Below are 16,933 nucleotides of genomic sequence, written 5' to 3' on the forward strand. Positions count from 1 at the left end.
ACACTTTGCAAGCGCACGACTCACGATGTGGGAGCGAGCCTGCTCGCGATGGCGGTGGCACATCAGCCATTGATGCAAACTGACTGACCCACCGCTCGCGACTACAGCCTCGTCACTGAGCTCGGCTGCCAAGTTGCTGCTGCAGGTTGCGGATCTGCGCTTGCAGCGTGTTGATATTGCGGGTGACCTGGCCGCGGAAGGCGTCGAACTCGGCGGTGTTGTTGCCCCCGTTGTCCTGCTGGCTCTTGAGCACGATCACGTCCTGCTCCAGACGCTCGATGGCAGAATTGGAAGTGGCGCGTTTCAGGGCGGTGATGTCGGCACCGATGCTCTTGAGCCGGGCATCGAGAGCACCATCCTCGCCCTGGTTTTTCAGGGCGGAAACTTCAGCCGCCAGCGCCTTGACCTGGTCCTGGAGTTCCTTGTTGGAAGCTTGCAACTGAGTGCTGGCGTTCTGCTGCTCAGTGGTCTGGGCAATGATCTGGGCCAGCTCCTTGTCCAGGTCGGCGGACGGACCGAACGCGACCATCTGTTGTTTGTACTGCTCCTGCAGCTTGCTTTCGAATTGCTTGCCCTGCTCCTGAAGCTTGCCTTCCAGCTGTTTGATCTGCAACTTCAAGGCTTCACTGTCGCTCATGACATTGGACTGACCGGCTACCACCTTGCCGGAAATGTCCTGCAAGCGTCCCGCCGCATCTTCACTGATACGGGCGAAACTTTCCTGGGTGGCCACCAGTTGCTGTTCCATCAAGGAAATCTGCTGGAAGCTCCACCACGCCAGGAAGGCAAGCGCACACAACAGCGCACCGACCAGTGCCCACAGTGGCCCGGTACTGGCCCCCTTGACCTTGGCCGCCGCAACGGGTGCCGGGCGCGCTTGCACGTGGGGCGGGCGTTCGCGCTCAGGCAGAAAGTCATCGTCATCGGGAATGTCGGCCCGCATCCGCAAGCTCGGTATATCATCGAAGTCGTCGTTGGAATCGTTACGCATGGGCATTGGGTTCAACCTTTGGGAAACCGGTGTTGGCTTGATGCAGCGAGTATAACCCCCTCGCCCGCCGCACCGATTGACCCCGAACCTGGCACTCGGTTCATGACGGGGCGATCAGCGGGCATCCTGGGCTTTCCACCAGGCGCAGAACTCATCAAGAGCGGTCCACAGGCTGACCTGTGGATCGTAATCCAGATAATGCCGGGCCCGGCTGATGTCCAGGGTGAAATTCTTGTTCATGACCTGCATGCCCAGGCGCGACAACGTCGGTTCGGGACGGCCCGGCCATAACGTGCAAAAACCTTCATTCAGGGCGGCGACGCTGTAGGCCAGCCGGTAGGAACGATAACGCCGGACCTGTGGGACTTCCATCTGTCGCATCACATAATTGACCACATCCCACAACGGCACCGGCGTGCCGTTGCTGATGTTGTAAGCCTTGCCAAGGGCCGATTCGCCGGCCAAAAGACTGCTGAGCAGCGCTTCGTTGAGATTCTGCACGCTGGTGAAATCCACCTTGTTCAACCCGTTGCCGACAATGGCCAAGCGGCCCTTGCGTTGCATTTTCAACAGCCGGGGAAAAATGCTCATGTCGCCGGCGCCGGTGACAAAGCGCGGGCGCAGAGCCAGTACTTCGAGACCGAACTCCTGGGCCCCGAAGACTTTCTGTTCAGCCAGGTATTTGGTGGCGGCGTAGGGATGTTTGAAGCGTTTGGGCACCTGTTCTTCGGTCAGGTCCAGATGGTCCCGGCCGTCGAAGTAAATAGACGGCGATGACAGATGAACCAGACGCCGGACCTTCTGCTTGAGGCAGGCCTCGACAATATTTTCCGTGACCTGGACGTTGCCCTGGTGAAAATCCTGATAGCGGCCCCAAAGCCCCACGGAACCGGCGCAATGCACGACGCTGTCAACATCAAGGCACAGGTCGCGAGCCAGCAACGGGTCACTCAGATCCCCCTGAATGAACTGCGCCCCGCGACGCACCAGGTGCTCAACGCTCTCGGCCCGGCGACCGTTGACCCGTACATCCAGGCCCTGCTCCAGAGCGAAACGCGCAAAGCGCCCGCCAATGAAGCCACTTGCGCCGGTAACCAGAATTTTCATGAAGACTCCTAAAATCAGATTCGAGCTTCAAGCTACAAGCTTCAAGCCAATCGCTTTCAACTTACCGCTTGGAGCTTGCTGCTTGCCGCCTTGATCAATCGTTCAGTCAACAAACCCAGTAACTGCCCACCATTGCGCCAATGATGCCAGTACAACGGCACATCAATCGGTTTATCTGCCAGCAATTCCACCAACTCGCCCCGCTCCAGTTGCTCACGCATTTGCAACTCAGGCACCAGTCCCCAGCCAAGCCCCGCTTCGGCGAGCCGAATGAAACCTTCGGACGACGGGCAGAGATGATGTTCGAAACCGCCTTCGACCCCCAGGGAAGCAAGGTAGCGATGCTGCAGGAAATCATCCGGGCCGAACACCAGCGCCGGCGTGCGCGCCAGTTGATCGGCGCGCACCCCATCGGGGAAATGCCTGGCGATGAACGCCGGACTGGCCAACGCCCGGTAGCGCATGGCCCCCAACAACACACTACGGGCACCAGCCACCGGACGTTCACTGGCGCAGACGCACGCCGCCACCTCACCGGCACGCATGCGTTTGAGGCCGACGGTCTGGTCTTCCACCACCAAGTCGAGCAACAGATGATGTTCGGCGCAGAAATCCCCAACGGCTACCGCCCACCAAGTGGCCAGGCTGTCGGCATTCAAGGCGATCCGCAGGCGCTCAGGCAGCCCCTCCTCATCCAGCGCTGGCACCAGGCTTTGCAGGTCGCGCTCCAACAGCCGCACCTGCTGCACATGGTTGAGCAAGCGGCGACCGATTTCGGTCGGTGCCGGCGGCGTGACGCGCACCAGCACCGGCTGGCCGACCCGCGCCTCCAGCAGTTTGATCCGCTGGGAAATCGCCGACTGCGACAAACCCAGCACTTGGGCGGCACGCTCGAATCCGGCCTGCTCGACAACCGCCGCCAGAGCGGAAAGCAATTTGTAATCGAACATCAGTTTTCCTAATGAGCAATCAGCAATATTGGTTTTTCTTATACCGCTTTGCACCAGAGAATGACACCCGCATTCATACCTACTCGGGGAGTAATTTATGTGGCAAAGCTACATGAACGGACTACTGGTGGCCCTCGGGCTGATCATGGCCATCGGCGCTCAGAACGCCTTCGTGCTGGCGCAAAGCCTGCGCCGCGAACATCACTTGCCGGTCGCCGCCCTGTGTGTAACTTGCGATGCGTTGCTGGTGGCCGCCGGGGTGTTCGGGCTGGCGACACTGCTGGCCCAAAGCCCGTTGCTGCTTTCAATAGCCCGCTGGGGCGGCGCCGGGTTCCTGCTCTGGTATGGCAGCCTGGCGTTGCGTCGGGCCTGTTCGAAACAAAGCCTGCAACAAGATGAAAAACAGGTCGTGCGCTCGTTACGGGCGGTGCTGCTCAGTGCGTTGGCGGTGACCCTGCTCAACCCCCACGTCTATCTCGACACCGTGTTGCTGATCGGTTCCCTCGGGGCCCAGCAAAGCGTGCCTGGCGCCTATGTCGTGGGAGCGGCCAGTGCCTCGTTGCTGTGGTTCTTCACACTGGCAATCGGTGCGGCATGGCTGGCACCGTGGCTGGCCCGGCCGAGTACCTGGCGGATACTGGACGTGCTGGTGGCAACGATGATGTTCAGCGTGGCCATACAGTTGATCGTCTCTGGCTGATTATTCCAAACCGCTCTGGAACCTCTATCCCACACAGTTGTTGCGTGGTTATGCCGTTCCCCCGGTGCTATGATCCGACTCCTGCGCCGCAATGAGTACAAACTCCCCGGCGCTAGTCTGGCCGCCCGTGATCGGCCTTGCGCTCACCGCAACTGACCTGATTAGGAGAATCACCATGGCTTTCGAATTGCCGCCGCTGCCTTATCCACACGATGCACTGCAGCCGCACATCTCCAAAGAGACTCTGGAATTCCACCACGACAAGCACCACAACACCTACGTCGTGAACCTGAACAACCTGGTACCTGGCACCGAGTTCGAAGGCAAGACCCTGGAAGAAATCGTCAAGACTTCCTCGGGCGGTATCTTCAACAACGCCGCTCAGGTCTGGAACCACACCTTCTACTGGAACTGCCTGGCGCCAAACGCCGGTGGTCAACCTACCGGCGCGCTGGCCGACGCCATCAACAGTGCGTTCGGCTCGTTCGACAAGTTCAAGGAAGAATTCACCAAGACTTCCGTCGGCACCTTCGGTTCCGGTTGGGGCTGGCTGGTGAAAAAGGCTGACGGTTCCCTGGCCCTGGCCAGCACCATCGGCGCCGGCAACCCGCTGACCAGCGGCGACACCCCGCTGCTGACCTGCGACGTTTGGGAACACGCCTACTACATCGACTACCGCAACCTTCGTCCGAAATACGTCGAAGCGTTCTGGAACCTGGTCAACTGGAAGTTCGTGGCCGAGCAGTTCGAAGGCAAGACCTTCACCGCTTGATCCGTAATGCCAGACAAAAGAACCCGGCGCTTTGCCGGGTTTTTTTTAGCTGGCACAAAGCCCTCGGATCTTGTCCGGCCCCCTACCTCGTGTCTGAAATCCAACAAAAATCAAACCCAGGCCTCAAGTTGGGGGCCCTTCCATCCGACACAATGGTCGTAGAGCAATAACTCTGGAAACACCGTATAACGGCCAGGTTTCAGGCGAAGACCCTTGTGTTTGATTGTCCCTTTGACTGACATCACAGGATTGCCAATACTCATGGCAACTTGACGCTACTCGCACGGAACAAGGAACCCCCTCTTTGAAGCTGGAACTCAAGAACAGCTTGTCTGTGAAGTTGCTCCGGGTCGTGCTCCTTTCGGCATTGATCGTCGGCGTGGTATTGAGCTGCGCCCAGATCGTTTTCGATGCCTACAAAACCGACCATGCCGTCGCCAGCGATGCCCAACGAATTCTTGATATGTTCCGCGACCCTTCGACCCAGGCCGTCTATAGCCTTGACCGGGAGATGGGCATGCAAGTGATCGAGGGGCTGTTTCAGGACCAAGCGGTGCGCATGGCTTCTATCGGTCACCCTCACGAGACTATGCTCGCCGAAAAAACCCGGCCTTTGCAGCACTCTGGAAGTCGCTGGCTGACCGACCTGATCCTTGGCAAGGAACGCACATTCACCACGCAACTGGTGGGTCGCGGGCCTTACAGTGAATATTACGGTGACCTGAGCATTACTCTCGACACCGCCACCTACGGCCAGAGTTTCATCGTCAACTCCGTAATCATTTTCATATCGGGCATGTTGCGAGCCCTGGCGATGGGCCTGGTGTTGTACCTGGTCTATCACTGGCTGCTGACCAAACCACTGTCGCGGATCATCGAACACCTGACCGAAATCAACCCCGACCGGCCGAGTGAACACAAGATCCCGCAGCTACGCGGCCACGAACAAAATGAGTTGGGGCTCTGGATCAACACCGCCAACCAATTGCTCGCCTCCATCGAGCGCAATACACACCTGCGCCACGAGGCGGAAAACAGCCTGCTGCGCATGGCCCAGTATGACTTCCTCACCGGCCTGCCCAATCGTCAACAGCTTCAACAGCAACTGGACAAGATCCTGGTGGATGCCGGGCGCTTGCAACGCCGGGTGGCCGTACTGTGTGTGGGGCTGGATGACTTCAAGGGCATCAACGAACAGTTCAGCTATCAAACCGGTGACCAGTTGCTGTTGGCCCTGGCAGATAGGCTGCGAGCCCACAGCGGACGCCTTGGCGCGCTGGCGCGACTGGGGGGCGACCAGTTCGCCCTGGTCCAGGCCGATATCGAACAACCTTACGAAGCCGCCGAGTTGGCCCAGAGCATCCTCGATGACCTGGAGGCGCCGTTCATCCTCGATGATCAGCAAATCCGCCTACGGGCGACCATTGGCATCACCCTCTTTCCCGAGGACGGGGACAGCACCGAGAAGCTATTGCAGAAAGCCGAGCAGACCATGACCCTGGCCAAGGCCCGCTCGCGCAATCGCTACCAGTTCTACATCGCCAGCGTCGACAGTGAAATGCGCCGCCGGCGCGAACTGGAAAAAGACCTGCGCGAGGCTCTGCTCCTCGAGCAGTTCAGCCTGGTGTACCAGCCGCAGGTCAGCTATCGCGACCTGCGAGTGGTGGGTACCGAGGCGCTGATTCGCTGGCATCACCCCGAACACGGCCTCGTGCCGCCGGACCTGTTCATTCCCTTGGCCGAACAGAACGGCACCATTATCGCCATCGGTGAATGGGTCCTGGATCAGGCTTGCAAACAGTTGCGCGAATGGCATGACCAGGGCTTCGTTGACCTGCGCATGGCGGTCAACCTGTCCACCGTACAATTGCACCATGCCGAACTGCCGCGGGTGGTGAACAACTTGCTGCAGATGTACCGCCTGCCGCCGCGCAGCCTGGAGCTGGAGGTCACGGAAACCGGCCTGATGGAAGACATCACGACAGCCGCCCAGCATTTGCTCAGCCTGCGCCGCTCCGGCGCGCTGATTGCCATCGATGACTTCGGGACCGGTTATTCGTCCCTGAGTTATCTCAAGAGCCTGCCGCTGGACAAGATCAAGATCGACAAGAGCTTCGTCCAGGACCTGCTCGATGACGAGGATGACGCGACCATCGTCCGGGCCATCATCCAGTTGGGCAAGAGCCTGGGGATGCAGGTAATCGCCGAGGGGGTGGAGACGGTCGAGCAGGAAGCCTACATCATCTCCGAGGGCTGCCATGAAGGTCAGGGGTACTACTACAGCAAACCGCTGCCGGCACGGGAGTTGGGCATCTATCTCAAGCAGGCGCAGCGCAGCAAAGTCTCCATCATCTGATTCTTTCTCCCTGGGTGGTCATGCTTCTGCAGGCGCTGGCGAAGCCTGCGCTCTTTGGTTTGTTCACTTGAGCTTCAAGTGTCTGGGGGAAGATCGCAGCCTCGCTTAGCTCGGCGGCGCCTACGGAAGGCTGCCCGCGCCGCATCACAAATAAGAAATATTTACAGCTACAACCCTTTACACATAATGCAAATCTTTCGCATTATGTCGCAGCTTTGCGCACCTCGCGCCTGTCCCATCCATCACCGAAGCAGGATGTTCGCCATGATTCGTATGCCTCTGGCTACCGCCAGTTTGCTGGCCATCGCTATTTCCCTCGCCGGTTGCGGCGAAGGCAAAGACAAGGCCGCCGCGCCGCAAGCGCCCACGCCTGCAGCCAGCACCGCCGCCCCAGCCGCAGCCGGCAAAATCGACGAAGCCGCTGCCAAGGCCGTTGTCGCGCACTACGCCGACATCGTCCATGCGGTCTACAGCGATGCCGAATCCACCGCGAAAACCCTGCAAACCGCGATCGATGCGTTCCTGGCCAAACCGAACGACGAGACCCTCAACGCCGCCAAGGCCGCCTGGGTCGCTGCGCGCGTCCCTTACCTGCAAAGCGAAGTGTTCCGCTTCGGCAACACCATCATCGACGACTGGGAAGGCCAATTGAACGCCTGGCCGCTGGATGAAGGCCTGATCGACTACGTCGACACCTCCTACGCGCACGCATTGGGTAACCCGGGCGCCACCGCCAATATCATCGCCAATACCGAGGTCCAGGTAGGCGAAGACAAGGTCGACGTGAAAGACATCACCCCGGAGAAACTCGCCAGCCTGAACGAGCTGGGCGGTTCCGAGGCCAACGTCGCCACCGGCTACCACGCCATCGAATTTTTGCTGTGGGGCCAAGACCTCAACGGCACCGGCCCTGGTGCCGGCAAGCGTCCGGCCTCCGATTACCTGGAAGGTGCCGGGGCTACTGGCGGTCACAACGACCGTCGTCGCGCCTACCTCAAGGCCGTGACCCAACTGCTGGTCAGCGATCTGGAAGAAATGGTCGGCAACTGGAAGCCAAACGTGGCTGACAACTACCGCGCCACCCTGGAAGCCGAGCCTGCCGAAACCGGCCTGCGCAAGATGCTGTTCGGCATGGGCAGCCTGTCCCTGGGTGAACTGGCGGGCGAACGCATGAAGGTGTCCCTGGAAGCCAACTCGCCAGAAGACGAGCAGGACTGCTTCAGCGACAACACCCACAACTCGCACTTCTACGACGCCAAAGGCGTACGCAACGTTTACCTGGGCGAATACACCCGCGTCGACGGCACCAAGATGACCGGCGCCAGCCTGTCGTCCCTGGTGGCCAAGGCTGACCCGGCCGCTGACAACGCCCTCAAGGCCGACCTGGCCGACACCGAAGCCAAGATCCAGGTCATGGTCGATCACGCCAACAAGGGTGAGCACTACGACCAACTGATCGCTGCGGGCAACACCGCTGGCAACCAGGTCGTGCGCGACGCCATTGCCGCACTGGTCAAGCAAACCGGCGCGATCGAACAGGCCGCGGGCAAACTGGGCATCAGCGACCTGAACCCGGACAGCGCTGATCACGAGTTCTGATCAAGGCTGGTTGACTGACGGGTTATGCCCGTCAGCCAAGCCATAAAACCCTGTGGGAGCGAGCCTGCTCGCGATAGCGATGTTTCAGCCAACAGCAATGTGACTGACATGACGCTATCGCGAGCAGGCTCGCTCCCACAGTGGTTTCAGCTGTTCCTAAATACGATGCACACCACAACGCCCGCTCCCACAGGATTTCATCGCTTGTGGTGATCACCGCAACCCCGCAAGCCGCCCCTCGATAAACCGCCTCTCCGGCAATTGCTGAGTCAATTCAAGCGCGCGTCGATATGCCGCCCTCGCCTCCTCCACGCGTCCCAACTGCCGGCAGAGTTCTGCCCGCGCCGAGTGGGCCAGGTGATAATCGAGCAACTCGCCCCGGTCCAGAATCGCGTCGATCCGCTGCAAGCCCGCTTGCGGTCCATCGCGTTTGGCCAGGGCCGCGGCGCGGTTGAGTTCGATCACCGGTGAAGGCACCGCACGCAGCAACACGTCATAGAGGCCGACGATCTGCGGCCAGTCGGTCTCCTGCGCCGTGGGGGCTTCGGCATGCACTGCCGCAATCGCAGCTTGCAGGCAATAAGGCCCGAACCTTCGGGTATTGAGCGCGGCTTCCACCAGGGCGCAGCCTTCGGCGATCATGTCGGCGTCCCACAAGGACCGGTCCTGCTCATCCAGCAGGATCAGTTCACCGCCGGGAGAAGTTCGTGCTCGCCGCCGCGACTCGTGCAGCAGCATCAACGCCAACAGCCCCATGACCTCGGCTTCAGGCAACAGCTCCATCAACAGGCGGGCCAGGCGGATGGCTTCGCGGGTCAAATCTTCACGCGTCACCTCAGCCCCCATCGAGGCCGAATAGCCTTCGTTGAATACCAGGTAGATCACTCGCAACACACTGTCCAGCCGCTCGGGCAGTTCCGAGCGGGACGGCACCTGATAGGGGATCTTCGCATCGCGAATTTTTGCCTTGGCCCGCACGATGCGCTGGGCGATGGCCGCCGGGGCGGCGAGAAAAGCCCGGGCGATCTCTTCGGTGGTCAGGTCGCACACTTCCCGCAACGTCAGCGGCACCTGGGCATCAGCGGCCAGGGCCGGGTGGCAACAGGTGAAGATCAGCCGCAGGCGATCGTCTTCCACGTCCTCATCACTCCAGTCGCTCTGCTCCAGTTCTTCGAGCTGGGCAATCAGCATCGGCCGGCTCGCCGCGAAGCGAGCGCGCCGGCGCAAACTGTCGATGGCCTTGAAGCGCCCGGCCGATACCAGCCAGGCCCGAGGATTGTCCGGCACACCGTCGCGCTGCCAGCGCTCGACCGCGATGAAGAAGGCCTCGTGCAAGGCCTCTTCAGCAAGGTCGAAATCCCCCAGCAGGCGAATCAGCGTCGCCAGGATGCGCCGCGAGTCTTGCCGATAAACCTGCTCGACCCGTGCACTGACTTCTTCGGCCGACATCAGTCGGGCATGCCCTGGGTCACCAGCGCTTCGAGCCGATCCAGGCTCTGGCCCCAGCCGTCATGAAAGCCCATGGCTTCGTGGGCCTGGCGGTCTTCTTCGTTCCAGTGCAGGGCGCGGGCGGTGTAAAGGGTTTTATCGCCCATCTCCTCAAGCAACACTTCGCCGGTCATGAAGGCTTTGCCGGAGGGGATCCAGCCGGGCACAAACGCATCGGTGAAGACCAGCCGCTGCGGGGCGACGATTTCCAGGAACACGCCCATGGTCGGATATTCACTGCCGTCCGGGGCACGCATCAGGGTGCGAAACTGACCACCGACCCACAGCTCCATTTCGCACTCCGGCGTAGTCATGCCGTGGGGTCCCCACCATTGGACAAGCAGCGCCGGCTCGGTCCAGGCGCGGAAAATCTTCTGGCGCGAGGCGTCGATCACTCGGCTGATGGATAACTCGAACGCGGCAGGTTTGAGGTTCATGAATGAAATCCTGTTTGTGATTGTTGTTCAGGGATTCAGTTGACGTACCGGTCGGACCTCGACGCAGCCGACCCGGGCCGCCGGAATGTTGCCGGCGACCTGGAGGGCTTCGTTCAGGTCCTTGGCGTCGATCAGGTAGAAGCCCGCCAGTTGCTCCTTGGTTTCGGCAAACGGACCGTCCGTGATCGACAACTTGCCGCCGCGCATGCGCACCGTGGTAGCGGTCTGCACCGACTCCAGGGCCTCGGCGGCAATCATACGACCGCTGCCCTGGATCGACTCGGCGTAGGCCATGCATTCAGCGTCCTGCGGGCTGTCGGGTGAGTTGTGCAGCGCATGCTCGTTGCTATAGACCAGGCATAAGTACTTCATGGAAAGCTCCGTGATCGAACTGATCAACTATGGACCGCAGAAAAGCGCTCAGCGAAAAAACCGACGATCAGGGCTGCAGGTCGAACATCACCGTACCGGCCATCGGATCAAACGGCGCGGACCAGTGTTCGTGGACAATCTTCCATTGCCCGGCCACCCGTTGATAGCAGGCGGTCGTGCGCATCCAGCAAGCCTGCTCCTCACCTTTGTCGTTGGTACCGCCGCAATAGGCCAGCCAGTGAGCGAAGGCGATCGTGTCGGCCGAGGTAATCTCGACTTGATGGAAGTCGAACTTGTGCGGTCCGGGGCACATCTCCATGCACGCCTGCCAATGGGCCCGGTAAGCGACCTTGCCCTTGAATTGCAGGGCCTGGATGGCATCGAACGAAACGATGTTGTCGTCATAGAGCGCCATGACTTTTTCAACATTTTTTTCCATGACAGCCTGGCGATAAGTCTCGATCAAGGCCTTGATTTCGGTTTCGGTGGTTTGGGTATTCATGGTGATTCTCCGCAGGTTTTTGTTGAAGACACCCTTTGTCGTTTAGAGAAACTGCGAATCGACAACCCAAACAAAAATAATTCAAAGAAAAAATTCGCTAGAATCCCAGGCCCATTCTGTCGGCAAACAACGGATGCTTTTGTGACCGCTCAGCTCGTACCCTACGAAGACCTCACCGAGCTGCAGCGCACGCAGGTCGAAGCCATCGAAATCCACCCCGAACAGATCAAGTTCGCCGGCGATATCCACGGCGCACTGCACACGCTGCTGTCCAGACCCGGCCCTGGCGTCAAAGGGTTTGCGTTGCTGGCTGGCGAGGTGCCAGTGGCGTTCCTGTTACTCAAGCGCCCGCCAGTACTGCCCGCCTGGGCCAACGAACACAGCGCCACCCTGCACGCTCTGCAAGTCGATTATCGGGCCCAGGGCAAGGGTTACGGCAAGGCCTGCCTGCTAGCGCTTCCTGCGGTGGCTCGGGCGGCATGGCCGCAAATCAGAGGACTGGAGCTTTCGGTCGACGCCGATAATGTCTCGGCCATCGGCCTGTACACCCGGCTGGGCTGGGTCGACAGTGGCGAAGCGTACAAGGGCCGCATCGGTTATGAGCGGCGGATGGGGCTGGTGTTTTGACCAGGACATAACCTGTCTGTGAGCGCGAGCCTGTTCGCGATTGTGGTGGGCCAGCTTGCATTGATGTTGGATATGGCACCGCTATCGCGAGCAGGCTCGCTCCCACCGGTTTGCATTGCCGAAAGAATGGCAATCAGCTCGGTTTGAGAGGAATCCAGATCTCCAGAGAGCCTTCGCCGGTCCTGGGGTTGAAGTCTTCGCTGTAGCGTTCGAACTCCGGGGCCTCGGCAGCTGTGTGGCCGGATCGCGGCAGCCACTCTTTCCAGATGTAGTGGAACGTCTGCGGCAGGGCTTTCAACGGACCTTTGTGTTCGAACACTGCGTAGTGCGCAGGCTGTATTTCGATCCAGCGCAACTGTTCAGGCAAATCATCGAGCCGGCTGACTTCCACGCCGGCAATGTATTCAAACCCACCCTTTCCGTCCGGATTGCAACACACGCCATAGGTGACCTCATCTTTCTGCCCTGGCACTTTACCGAGCCAGGGCAAAAACTTTTCCCAGAGCAGCGGGATATCCTCGGCGGTGTCCGGGGTAAAACAGCCACCAAAACCGGCGATTATCTGAAAACGTCCGTGTTCGAAGCGTGGTTCGGCTGCGTTATCGGGTTCGTGCTTTTCCATGCGTCAACACTCCAGAAACGTGAGGTCGGGTGTTGCAGTATAGAAGCCTGATGAAGATTGCCAGGCCCGTTTCGCTTATCCGAGTCCAGGCACAACGGCCGGCGCCACTTTCCCGATAAACTCGTTGTAGCCAGAAACAATCACGTACACCGCGAAATAGCAGAAGATGGCGGCCGATGCCCAATAGCAATAGCGCAACAGTTTATCCCCCAGCAGCCTGCCGCCCTGGGTTGCTGCCAGGCACAGGCCTGCACACCAGAGAAGTCCGGCACAGAGAAATCCACTCAGGAACAGCGCCGAGCTGAGGATCGTTCCGCCGCCCGAGCGAGCGATCAATGTGCCGCCCACCGCCGCGAACCAGAGAATGGCACTGGGCGACGACATCGCCAGGAAAATCCCGCGAAAAAACTCCTGCCCGGATGAATGACTCCGCACCTCGCCAGCCTCGGCCAACGCCGTATGGTGGTAGATCGCCGAATGAATCATCTTCGCTGCGAAATACAGCAGCACCACCGAGCCGCCGATCCACAGCACCCAGCGCACCGTTTCGTATTGCAGCAGCACCGTCATGCCGGCCAAGGCCAGGACCGCGTAGACCAGGTCCCCCACACATGTGCCCAGGCCCAGGGCGAAACCCTGGAAATAGCCACGTTGCATGGCCAGGGTAATCATCGCGATATTGGCCACGCCAATGTCCAGGCACAAAGAAAGGCTCAGCAGGAAACCGCTGGAAAATTCCATCATTCAGTCCATTCGTTTTTTGAACAGGGCGAGTCGTGCAGTGCGCAGGTGTTACTGAAAGTCCCCTGAGCGGATCGACAGTGTCGTCGAAAATAGTTGCGCGCCGCTACTGGACAATTGGCCATCAGCCCCTTTATCTTGCGCCGCAGGCCACCGCAGTGGCCAACGTCGCTCGGACGGTTCCGGGCGCTCACGTATCTCGAGGCAATAATGGCCAACCAAGGTTCGCCGCGCCGCTTTGCGCGCATCGATCGACTCCCCCCGTATGTATTCAATATCACTGCCGAGCTGAAGATGGCTGCGCGTCGGCGCGGCGAAGACATCATTGACTTGAGCATGGGTAACCCCGACGGCGCCACACCGCCACATATCGTGGAAAAGCTGGTCACAGTCGCCCAGCGTGAAGACACCCACGGTTACTCCACCTCCAAAGGCATACCGCGCCTGCGCCGCGCCATTTCGCGCTGGTACAAGGACCGCTACGAGGTGGACATCGACCCGGAAACCGAAGCCATCGTCACCATCGGTTCCAAAGAAGGCCTGGCGCATCTGATGCTGGCGACCCTGGACCAGGGCGACACCGTGCTGGTGCCCAATCCCAGCTATCCGATCCACATCTACGGCGCAGTGATCGCCGGCGCCCAGGTGCGTTCGGTGCCACTGGTGCCGGGGGTGGATTTCTTCGACGAGCTGGAGCGCGCCATTCGCGGCTCGATTCCCAAGCCGAAAATGATGATCCTGGGCTTTCCGTCCAACCCTACCGCGCAATGCGTGGAGCTGGATTTCTTCGAACGGGTCATCGCCTTGGCCAAACAGTACGACGTGCTGGTGATCCACGACCTGGCCTACGCCGATATCGTCTACGACGGCTGGAAAGCCCCGTCGATCATGCAGGTGCCGGGTGCAAAAGACATTGCCGTGGAATTCTTCACCCTGTCCAAAAGCTACAACATGGCCGGCTGGCGTATCGGCTTCATGGTGGGCAACCCGGAACTGGTCAACGCCCTGGCGCGGATCAAGAGCTACCACGACTACGGCACCTTCACACCGCTGCAAGTGGCGGCCATCGCCGCGCTTGAAGGCGATCAGCAGTGCGTGCGGGATATCGCCGAACAGTACCGCCAGCGCCGCAATGTGCTGGTCAAGGGCCTGCATGAACTGGGCTGGATGGTGGAAAACCCCAAGGCGTCGATGTACGTCTGGGCCAAGATCCCCGAGGCTTATGCACACTTGGGTTCGCTGGAGTTTGCCAAGAAACTGTTGGCCGAAGCCAAGGTCTGCGTCTCGCCGGGGGTGGGGTTCGGTGAATATGGCGATGATCACGTGCGCTTTGCACTGATCGAAAACCAGGACCGGATTCGCCAGGCCGTTCGCGGCATTCGCGGGATGTTCCGGGCGGATGGGTTGGTCAGCAAACCGAACGCCTGATACCAAAATCAATGTGGGAGTTTGCTCCCACTCTGGATCTTCAGATCACCAGAAGCCAATGTGGGAGCGAGCCTGCTCGCGATAGCGGCATGTCGTTGCTGACGGTCAGTGCGCTATCGCGAGCAGGCTCGCTCCCACAATGGGTGATGCGTCGTCGCTTAGATCACCAGCGACAGCAACAGGATGAAGATCAGCGCTACCACGGACAGGATGGTTTCCATCGCGGTCCAGGTCTTGAAGGTTTCGGCCACGGTCATGTTGAAGTACTGCTTGACCAGCCAGAAGCCGGCATCGTTGACGTGAGACAGGATCAGCGAACCGGCACCGGTCGCCAGCACCAGCAGCTCACGGTTCACACCCGGAATCATCCCGACCACCGGTACCACGATCCCGGCACCCGTAATGGTTGCCACGGTCGCCGAGCCTGTGGCGATGCGAATCACCGCCGCCACCAGCCAGGCCAACAGGATCGGTGAAATCTGCGCACTCACCGCCATGTGACCGATCACATCACCCACACCGCTGGTGACCAGCATCTGCTTGAAGCCACCGCCTGCACCGATGATCAGAATGATCGCCGCAGTCGGTGCCAGACTCGCGTCCAGCCACTTGAGTATCTGGCTCGAACCGATGCCCTGCTTGTAGCCGAAGGTGTACAGCGACAGCAGTAATGCCAACAGAAGTGCAGAAATCGGATGCCCGATCAGGTCCATGAACGTGCGGAAGAAATTGCCTTCAGGCAACACCACATCGGCAAAGGTCTTGAGCAGCATCAGGAACACCGGCGACAGCACGGTGATCAGCGTGATGTTGAAGCTCGGCAGATCGGCAGAATCGGTCTCACGTGCCAGTTGGTCCACCAGCTCCTGATTCGGATGGCCGGGGATATGCTTGGCAATGAATGTACCGAAAATCGGCCCGGCAATAATGGCCGTCGGCAGCGCCACGATCAGGCCATAGAGAATGGTTTTACCGATGTCGGCACCGAATACGCCAATCGCCAGCAGCGGGCCCGGGTGCGGTGGCACCAGGCCGTGGACCGCGGAAAGACCGGCCAGCAGCGGGATACCGATCTTGATGATCGAGACACCGGTGCGACGCGCCACGATGAACACCAGCGGGATCAGCAGCACGAAACCGATTTCGAAGAACAGCGGAATGCCCACCAGGAAGGCGGCGAACATCATGGCCCACTGCACTTTATCCTTGCCGAAGGCGCGGATCAGGGTTTGGGCGATCTGATCGGCCCCGCCCGATTCGGCCATCATTTTACCGAGCATCGTACCCAACGCCAGAATGATGCCGACAAAGCCCAGCACGCCACCGAAGCCGTCCTGGAACGCCTTGATGATGGTGCCGATCGGCATGCCCGAGGTCAGGCCCAGAAAAGCGGCCGCGATGGTCAGTGCAATGAACGGGTGGAGTTTGAACTTGGTGATAAGGACGATAAGTCCGATCACCGTAACCACTGCATCAAGCAGCAGAAACGTCTCGTGGGACATGCCGAACATGGGAGGTGTCTCCTGATTTGTTGTTGTTATTGAAGCGGTTATTTGTAAGCCGTCGGGACAGCGCTATCTTTCTGACGCAAAATTTTTGCAACTCAACTGGCCAGCTTCAAACCGTGATCCACCCACCAGACGTAAGCCTGATGAGCCAGTTCATCGACGCTGTGGCTGGATGCGTCCAGAGCCAGGGTCAGGGGCTCGCCAACAGGGGATTGAAGGGTGGCAAACTGGCTGTCGATCAGGGTCGACGGCATGAAATGCCCCGGACGATGGGACACGCGGTCGGCGGCCACTTCAGGGGTCAACTCAAGAAATACGAAGCCAAGGCCTGGCAAGGCACTGCGCAGACGCTCGCGATAACTGTGCTTGAGGGCCGAACAGGTCAGCACCGGACGCTCGCCCATCGCATCGACACGGCGCAACTCGTCGCACAGGCTGTCAAGCCAGCCGGCACGGTCGTCGTCGTTCAAGGGGATACCGGCGCTCATCTTCTGGATGTTGGCCGCAGGGTGGAAAGTGTCGCCTTCAATGGCGGTGGCGCCGCTCAACTGGCACAGGGCCTGGCTGACGCAAGTCTTGCCGCAACCGGCAACGCCCATGATGACCAGGGCGGTGATGGGATTATTCATGTAACACCTCAGCGCGCAGACAGCGCTACCTTTGCAAGTTGTGACACCAGAGCAAAAGCAGAAGTTGCCGACGCCTTCTTGTCATTTTTGTGGTTGCAGCATGT

General features: G+C 59.9%; 17 protein-coding genes. 6 read left to right on the forward strand and 11 right to left on the reverse strand.

All coding sequences use genetic code 11. The features are described from left to right. Nucleotides 1-112 precede the first annotated feature (112 nt). From MKS85_RS23005 to MKS85_RS23015, 3 genes are all read right to left on the reverse strand, one after another. Nucleotides 113-997 (reverse strand): ATPase, encoded by an 885-nt coding sequence (locus MKS85_RS23005; RefSeq protein WP_076386024.1) that lies wholly within the window; start codon nt 995-997, stop codon nt 113-115. A 108-nt stretch (nt 998-1,105) separates the two neighbouring features. Further along, nucleotides 1,106-2,098: an NAD(P)-dependent oxidoreductase gene (locus tag MKS85_RS23010; RefSeq protein ID WP_139050964.1), complete on the reverse strand. Its 993-nt coding sequence runs from the start codon at nt 2,096-2,098 to the stop codon at nt 1,106-1,108. Nucleotides 2,099-2,154: 56 nt separating this feature from the next. After that, nucleotides 2,155-3,048, reverse strand: coding sequence for a LysR family transcriptional regulator ArgP (locus MKS85_RS23015; protein ID WP_047228324.1), 894 nt, complete (start codon nt 3,046-3,048; stop codon nt 2,155-2,157). 97 nt (nt 3,049-3,145) lie between these two features. Here MKS85_RS23015 and MKS85_RS23020 point away from each other — a divergent pair, with 97 nt between their 5' ends. The 4 genes from MKS85_RS23020 to MKS85_RS23035 all read left to right on the forward strand — a co-directional run bounded on the left by MKS85_RS23020 (nt 3,146) and on the right by MKS85_RS23035 (nt 8,475). Beyond that, entirely contained in the window at nt 3,146-3,748 is a 603-nt protein-coding gene (locus MKS85_RS23020; RefSeq protein ID WP_047228325.1) for a LysE/ArgO family amino acid transporter, read from the forward strand. Between the two features lie 175 nt (nt 3,749-3,923). Further along, entirely contained in the window at nt 3,924-4,520 is a 597-nt protein-coding gene (locus MKS85_RS23025; RefSeq protein WP_047228326.1) for a superoxide dismutase, read from the forward strand. A gap of 304 nt (nt 4,521-4,824) precedes the next feature. After that, the gene (locus tag MKS85_RS23030; RefSeq protein ID WP_188252327.1) at nt 4,825-6,876 is read left to right on the forward strand and encodes a bifunctional diguanylate cyclase/phosphodiesterase; all 2,052 of its coding nucleotides are present in this window, start codon (nt 4,825-4,827) and stop codon (nt 6,874-6,876) included. Between the two features lie 264 nt (nt 6,877-7,140). Continuing rightward, nucleotides 7,141-8,475 (forward strand): imelysin family protein, encoded by a 1,335-nt coding sequence (locus MKS85_RS23035; RefSeq protein WP_047228328.1) that lies wholly within the window; start codon nt 7,141-7,143, stop codon nt 8,473-8,475. Between the two features lie 213 nt (nt 8,476-8,688). On the opposite strand, the gene MKS85_RS23040 is transcribed toward MKS85_RS23035, so the two are convergent. From MKS85_RS23040 to MKS85_RS23055, 4 genes are all read right to left on the reverse strand, one after another. Further along, the gene (locus tag MKS85_RS23040) at nt 8,689-9,924 is read right to left on the reverse strand and encodes an RNA polymerase sigma factor (RefSeq protein ID WP_188252326.1); all 1,236 of its coding nucleotides are present in this window, start codon (nt 9,922-9,924) and stop codon (nt 8,689-8,691) included. Further along, complete coding sequence (locus tag MKS85_RS23045) at nt 9,924-10,400, reverse strand: SRPBCC family protein (protein ID WP_047228330.1); 477 nt, start codon at nt 10,398-10,400, stop codon at nt 9,924-9,926. Before MKS85_RS23045 ends, MKS85_RS23040 begins: the two co-directional genes overlap by 1 nt. A 27-nt stretch (nt 10,401-10,427) precedes the next feature. Next, entirely contained in the window at nt 10,428-10,772 is a 345-nt protein-coding gene (locus tag MKS85_RS23050; RefSeq protein ID WP_092397118.1) for a YciI family protein, read from the reverse strand. A 67-nt stretch (nt 10,773-10,839) separates the two neighbouring features. Then, a complete protein-coding gene (locus MKS85_RS23055) occupies nt 10,840-11,274 on the reverse strand; it encodes a nuclear transport factor 2 family protein (RefSeq protein WP_188252325.1) in 435 nt (144 codons plus the stop codon). A gap of 141 nt (nt 11,275-11,415) precedes the next feature. Here MKS85_RS23055 and MKS85_RS23060 point away from each other — a divergent pair, with 141 nt between their 5' ends. Continuing rightward, nucleotides 11,416-11,901 (forward strand): GNAT family N-acetyltransferase, encoded by a 486-nt coding sequence (locus tag MKS85_RS23060; protein ID WP_139050966.1) that lies wholly within the window; start codon nt 11,416-11,418, stop codon nt 11,899-11,901. Between the two features lie 133 nt (nt 11,902-12,034). On the opposite strand, the gene MKS85_RS23065 is transcribed toward MKS85_RS23060, so the two are convergent. Continuing rightward, the gene (locus MKS85_RS23065; RefSeq protein WP_047228334.1) at nt 12,035-12,523 is read right to left on the reverse strand and encodes a GyrI-like domain-containing protein; all 489 of its coding nucleotides are present in this window, start codon (nt 12,521-12,523) and stop codon (nt 12,035-12,037) included. Between the two features lie 75 nt (nt 12,524-12,598). Continuing rightward, nucleotides 12,599-13,264, reverse strand: a complete 666-nt coding sequence (locus MKS85_RS23070) for a LysE family translocator (protein WP_188252324.1) — start codon at nt 13,262-13,264, stop codon at nt 12,599-12,601. A gap of 210 nt (nt 13,265-13,474) precedes the next feature. Between MKS85_RS23070 and alaC the strand changes: the two genes are divergently transcribed. Further along, nucleotides 13,475-14,692 carry an alanine transaminase gene (gene alaC, locus MKS85_RS23075; protein WP_076386034.1) on the forward strand — a complete coding sequence of 406 codons (1,218 nt, stop codon included), beginning with the start codon at nt 13,475-13,477 and terminating at the stop codon, nt 14,690-14,692. Between the two features lie 158 nt (nt 14,693-14,850). Here the strand turns inward: alaC and MKS85_RS23080 are convergent, their stop codons facing one another. Together MKS85_RS23080 and MKS85_RS23085 are read right to left on the reverse strand one after the other, a co-directional pair. Further along, on the reverse strand, nt 14,851-16,203 hold the full coding sequence (locus MKS85_RS23080; protein ID WP_047228337.1) for a GntP family permease: 1,353 nt from the start codon (nt 16,201-16,203) through the stop codon (nt 14,851-14,853). A gap of 92 nt (nt 16,204-16,295) precedes the next feature. Next, nucleotides 16,296-16,829: a gluconokinase gene (locus MKS85_RS23085; protein ID WP_076386036.1), complete on the reverse strand. Its 534-nt coding sequence runs from the start codon at nt 16,827-16,829 to the stop codon at nt 16,296-16,298. Nucleotides 16,830-16,933 lie beyond the last annotated feature (104 nt).

It is taken from the genome of Pseudomonas sp. JL2, from assembly GCF_031570495.1.
Taxonomy (GTDB): domain Bacteria; phylum Pseudomonadota; class Gammaproteobacteria; order Pseudomonadales; family Pseudomonadaceae; genus Aquipseudomonas; species Aquipseudomonas rhizophila.

Bases quoted from the DNA above. Each gene is read 5' to 3' on its own strand.
- MKS85_RS23005 (WP_076386024.1), bottom strand. From the start codon at position 997: ATGCCCATGCGTAACGATTCCAACGACGACTTCGATGATATACCGAGC.
- MKS85_RS23010 (WP_139050964.1), bottom strand. From the start codon at position 2,098: ATGAAAATTCTGGTTACCGGCGCAAGTGGCTTCATTGGCGGGCGCTTT.
- MKS85_RS23015 (WP_047228324.1), bottom strand. From the start codon at position 3,048: ATGTTCGATTACAAATTGCTTTCCGCTCTGGCGGCGGTTGTCGAGCAG.
- MKS85_RS23020 (WP_047228325.1), top strand. From the start codon at position 3,146: ATGTGGCAAAGCTACATGAACGGACTACTGGTGGCCCTCGGGCTGATC.
- MKS85_RS23025 (WP_047228326.1), top strand. From the start codon at position 3,924: ATGGCTTTCGAATTGCCGCCGCTGCCTTATCCACACGATGCACTGCAG.
- MKS85_RS23035 (WP_047228328.1), top strand. From the start codon at position 7,141: ATGATTCGTATGCCTCTGGCTACCGCCAGTTTGCTGGCCATCGCTATT.
- MKS85_RS23040 (WP_188252326.1), bottom strand. From the start codon at position 9,924: ATGTCGGCCGAAGAAGTCAGTGCACGGGTCGAGCAGGTTTATCGGCAA.
- MKS85_RS23045 (WP_047228330.1), bottom strand. From the start codon at position 10,400: ATGAACCTCAAACCTGCCGCGTTCGAGTTATCCATCAGCCGAGTGATC.
- MKS85_RS23050 (WP_092397118.1), bottom strand. From the start codon at position 10,772: ATGAAGTACTTATGCCTGGTCTATAGCAACGAGCATGCGCTGCACAAC.
- MKS85_RS23055 (WP_188252325.1), bottom strand. From the start codon at position 11,274: ATGAATACCCAAACCACCGAAACCGAAATCAAGGCCTTGATCGAGACT.
- MKS85_RS23065 (WP_047228334.1), bottom strand. From the start codon at position 12,523: ATGGAAAAGCACGAACCCGATAACGCAGCCGAACCACGCTTCGAACAC.
- MKS85_RS23070 (WP_188252324.1), bottom strand. From the start codon at position 13,264: ATGGAATTTTCCAGCGGTTTCCTGCTGAGCCTTTCTTTGTGCCTGGAC.
- alaC (WP_076386034.1), top strand. From the start codon at position 13,475: ATGGCCAACCAAGGTTCGCCGCGCCGCTTTGCGCGCATCGATCGACTC.
- MKS85_RS23080 (WP_047228337.1), bottom strand. From the start codon at position 16,203: ATGTTCGGCATGTCCCACGAGACGTTTCTGCTGCTTGATGCAGTGGTT.
- MKS85_RS23085 (WP_076386036.1), bottom strand. From the start codon at position 16,829: ATGAATAATCCCATCACCGCCCTGGTCATCATGGGCGTTGCCGGTTGC.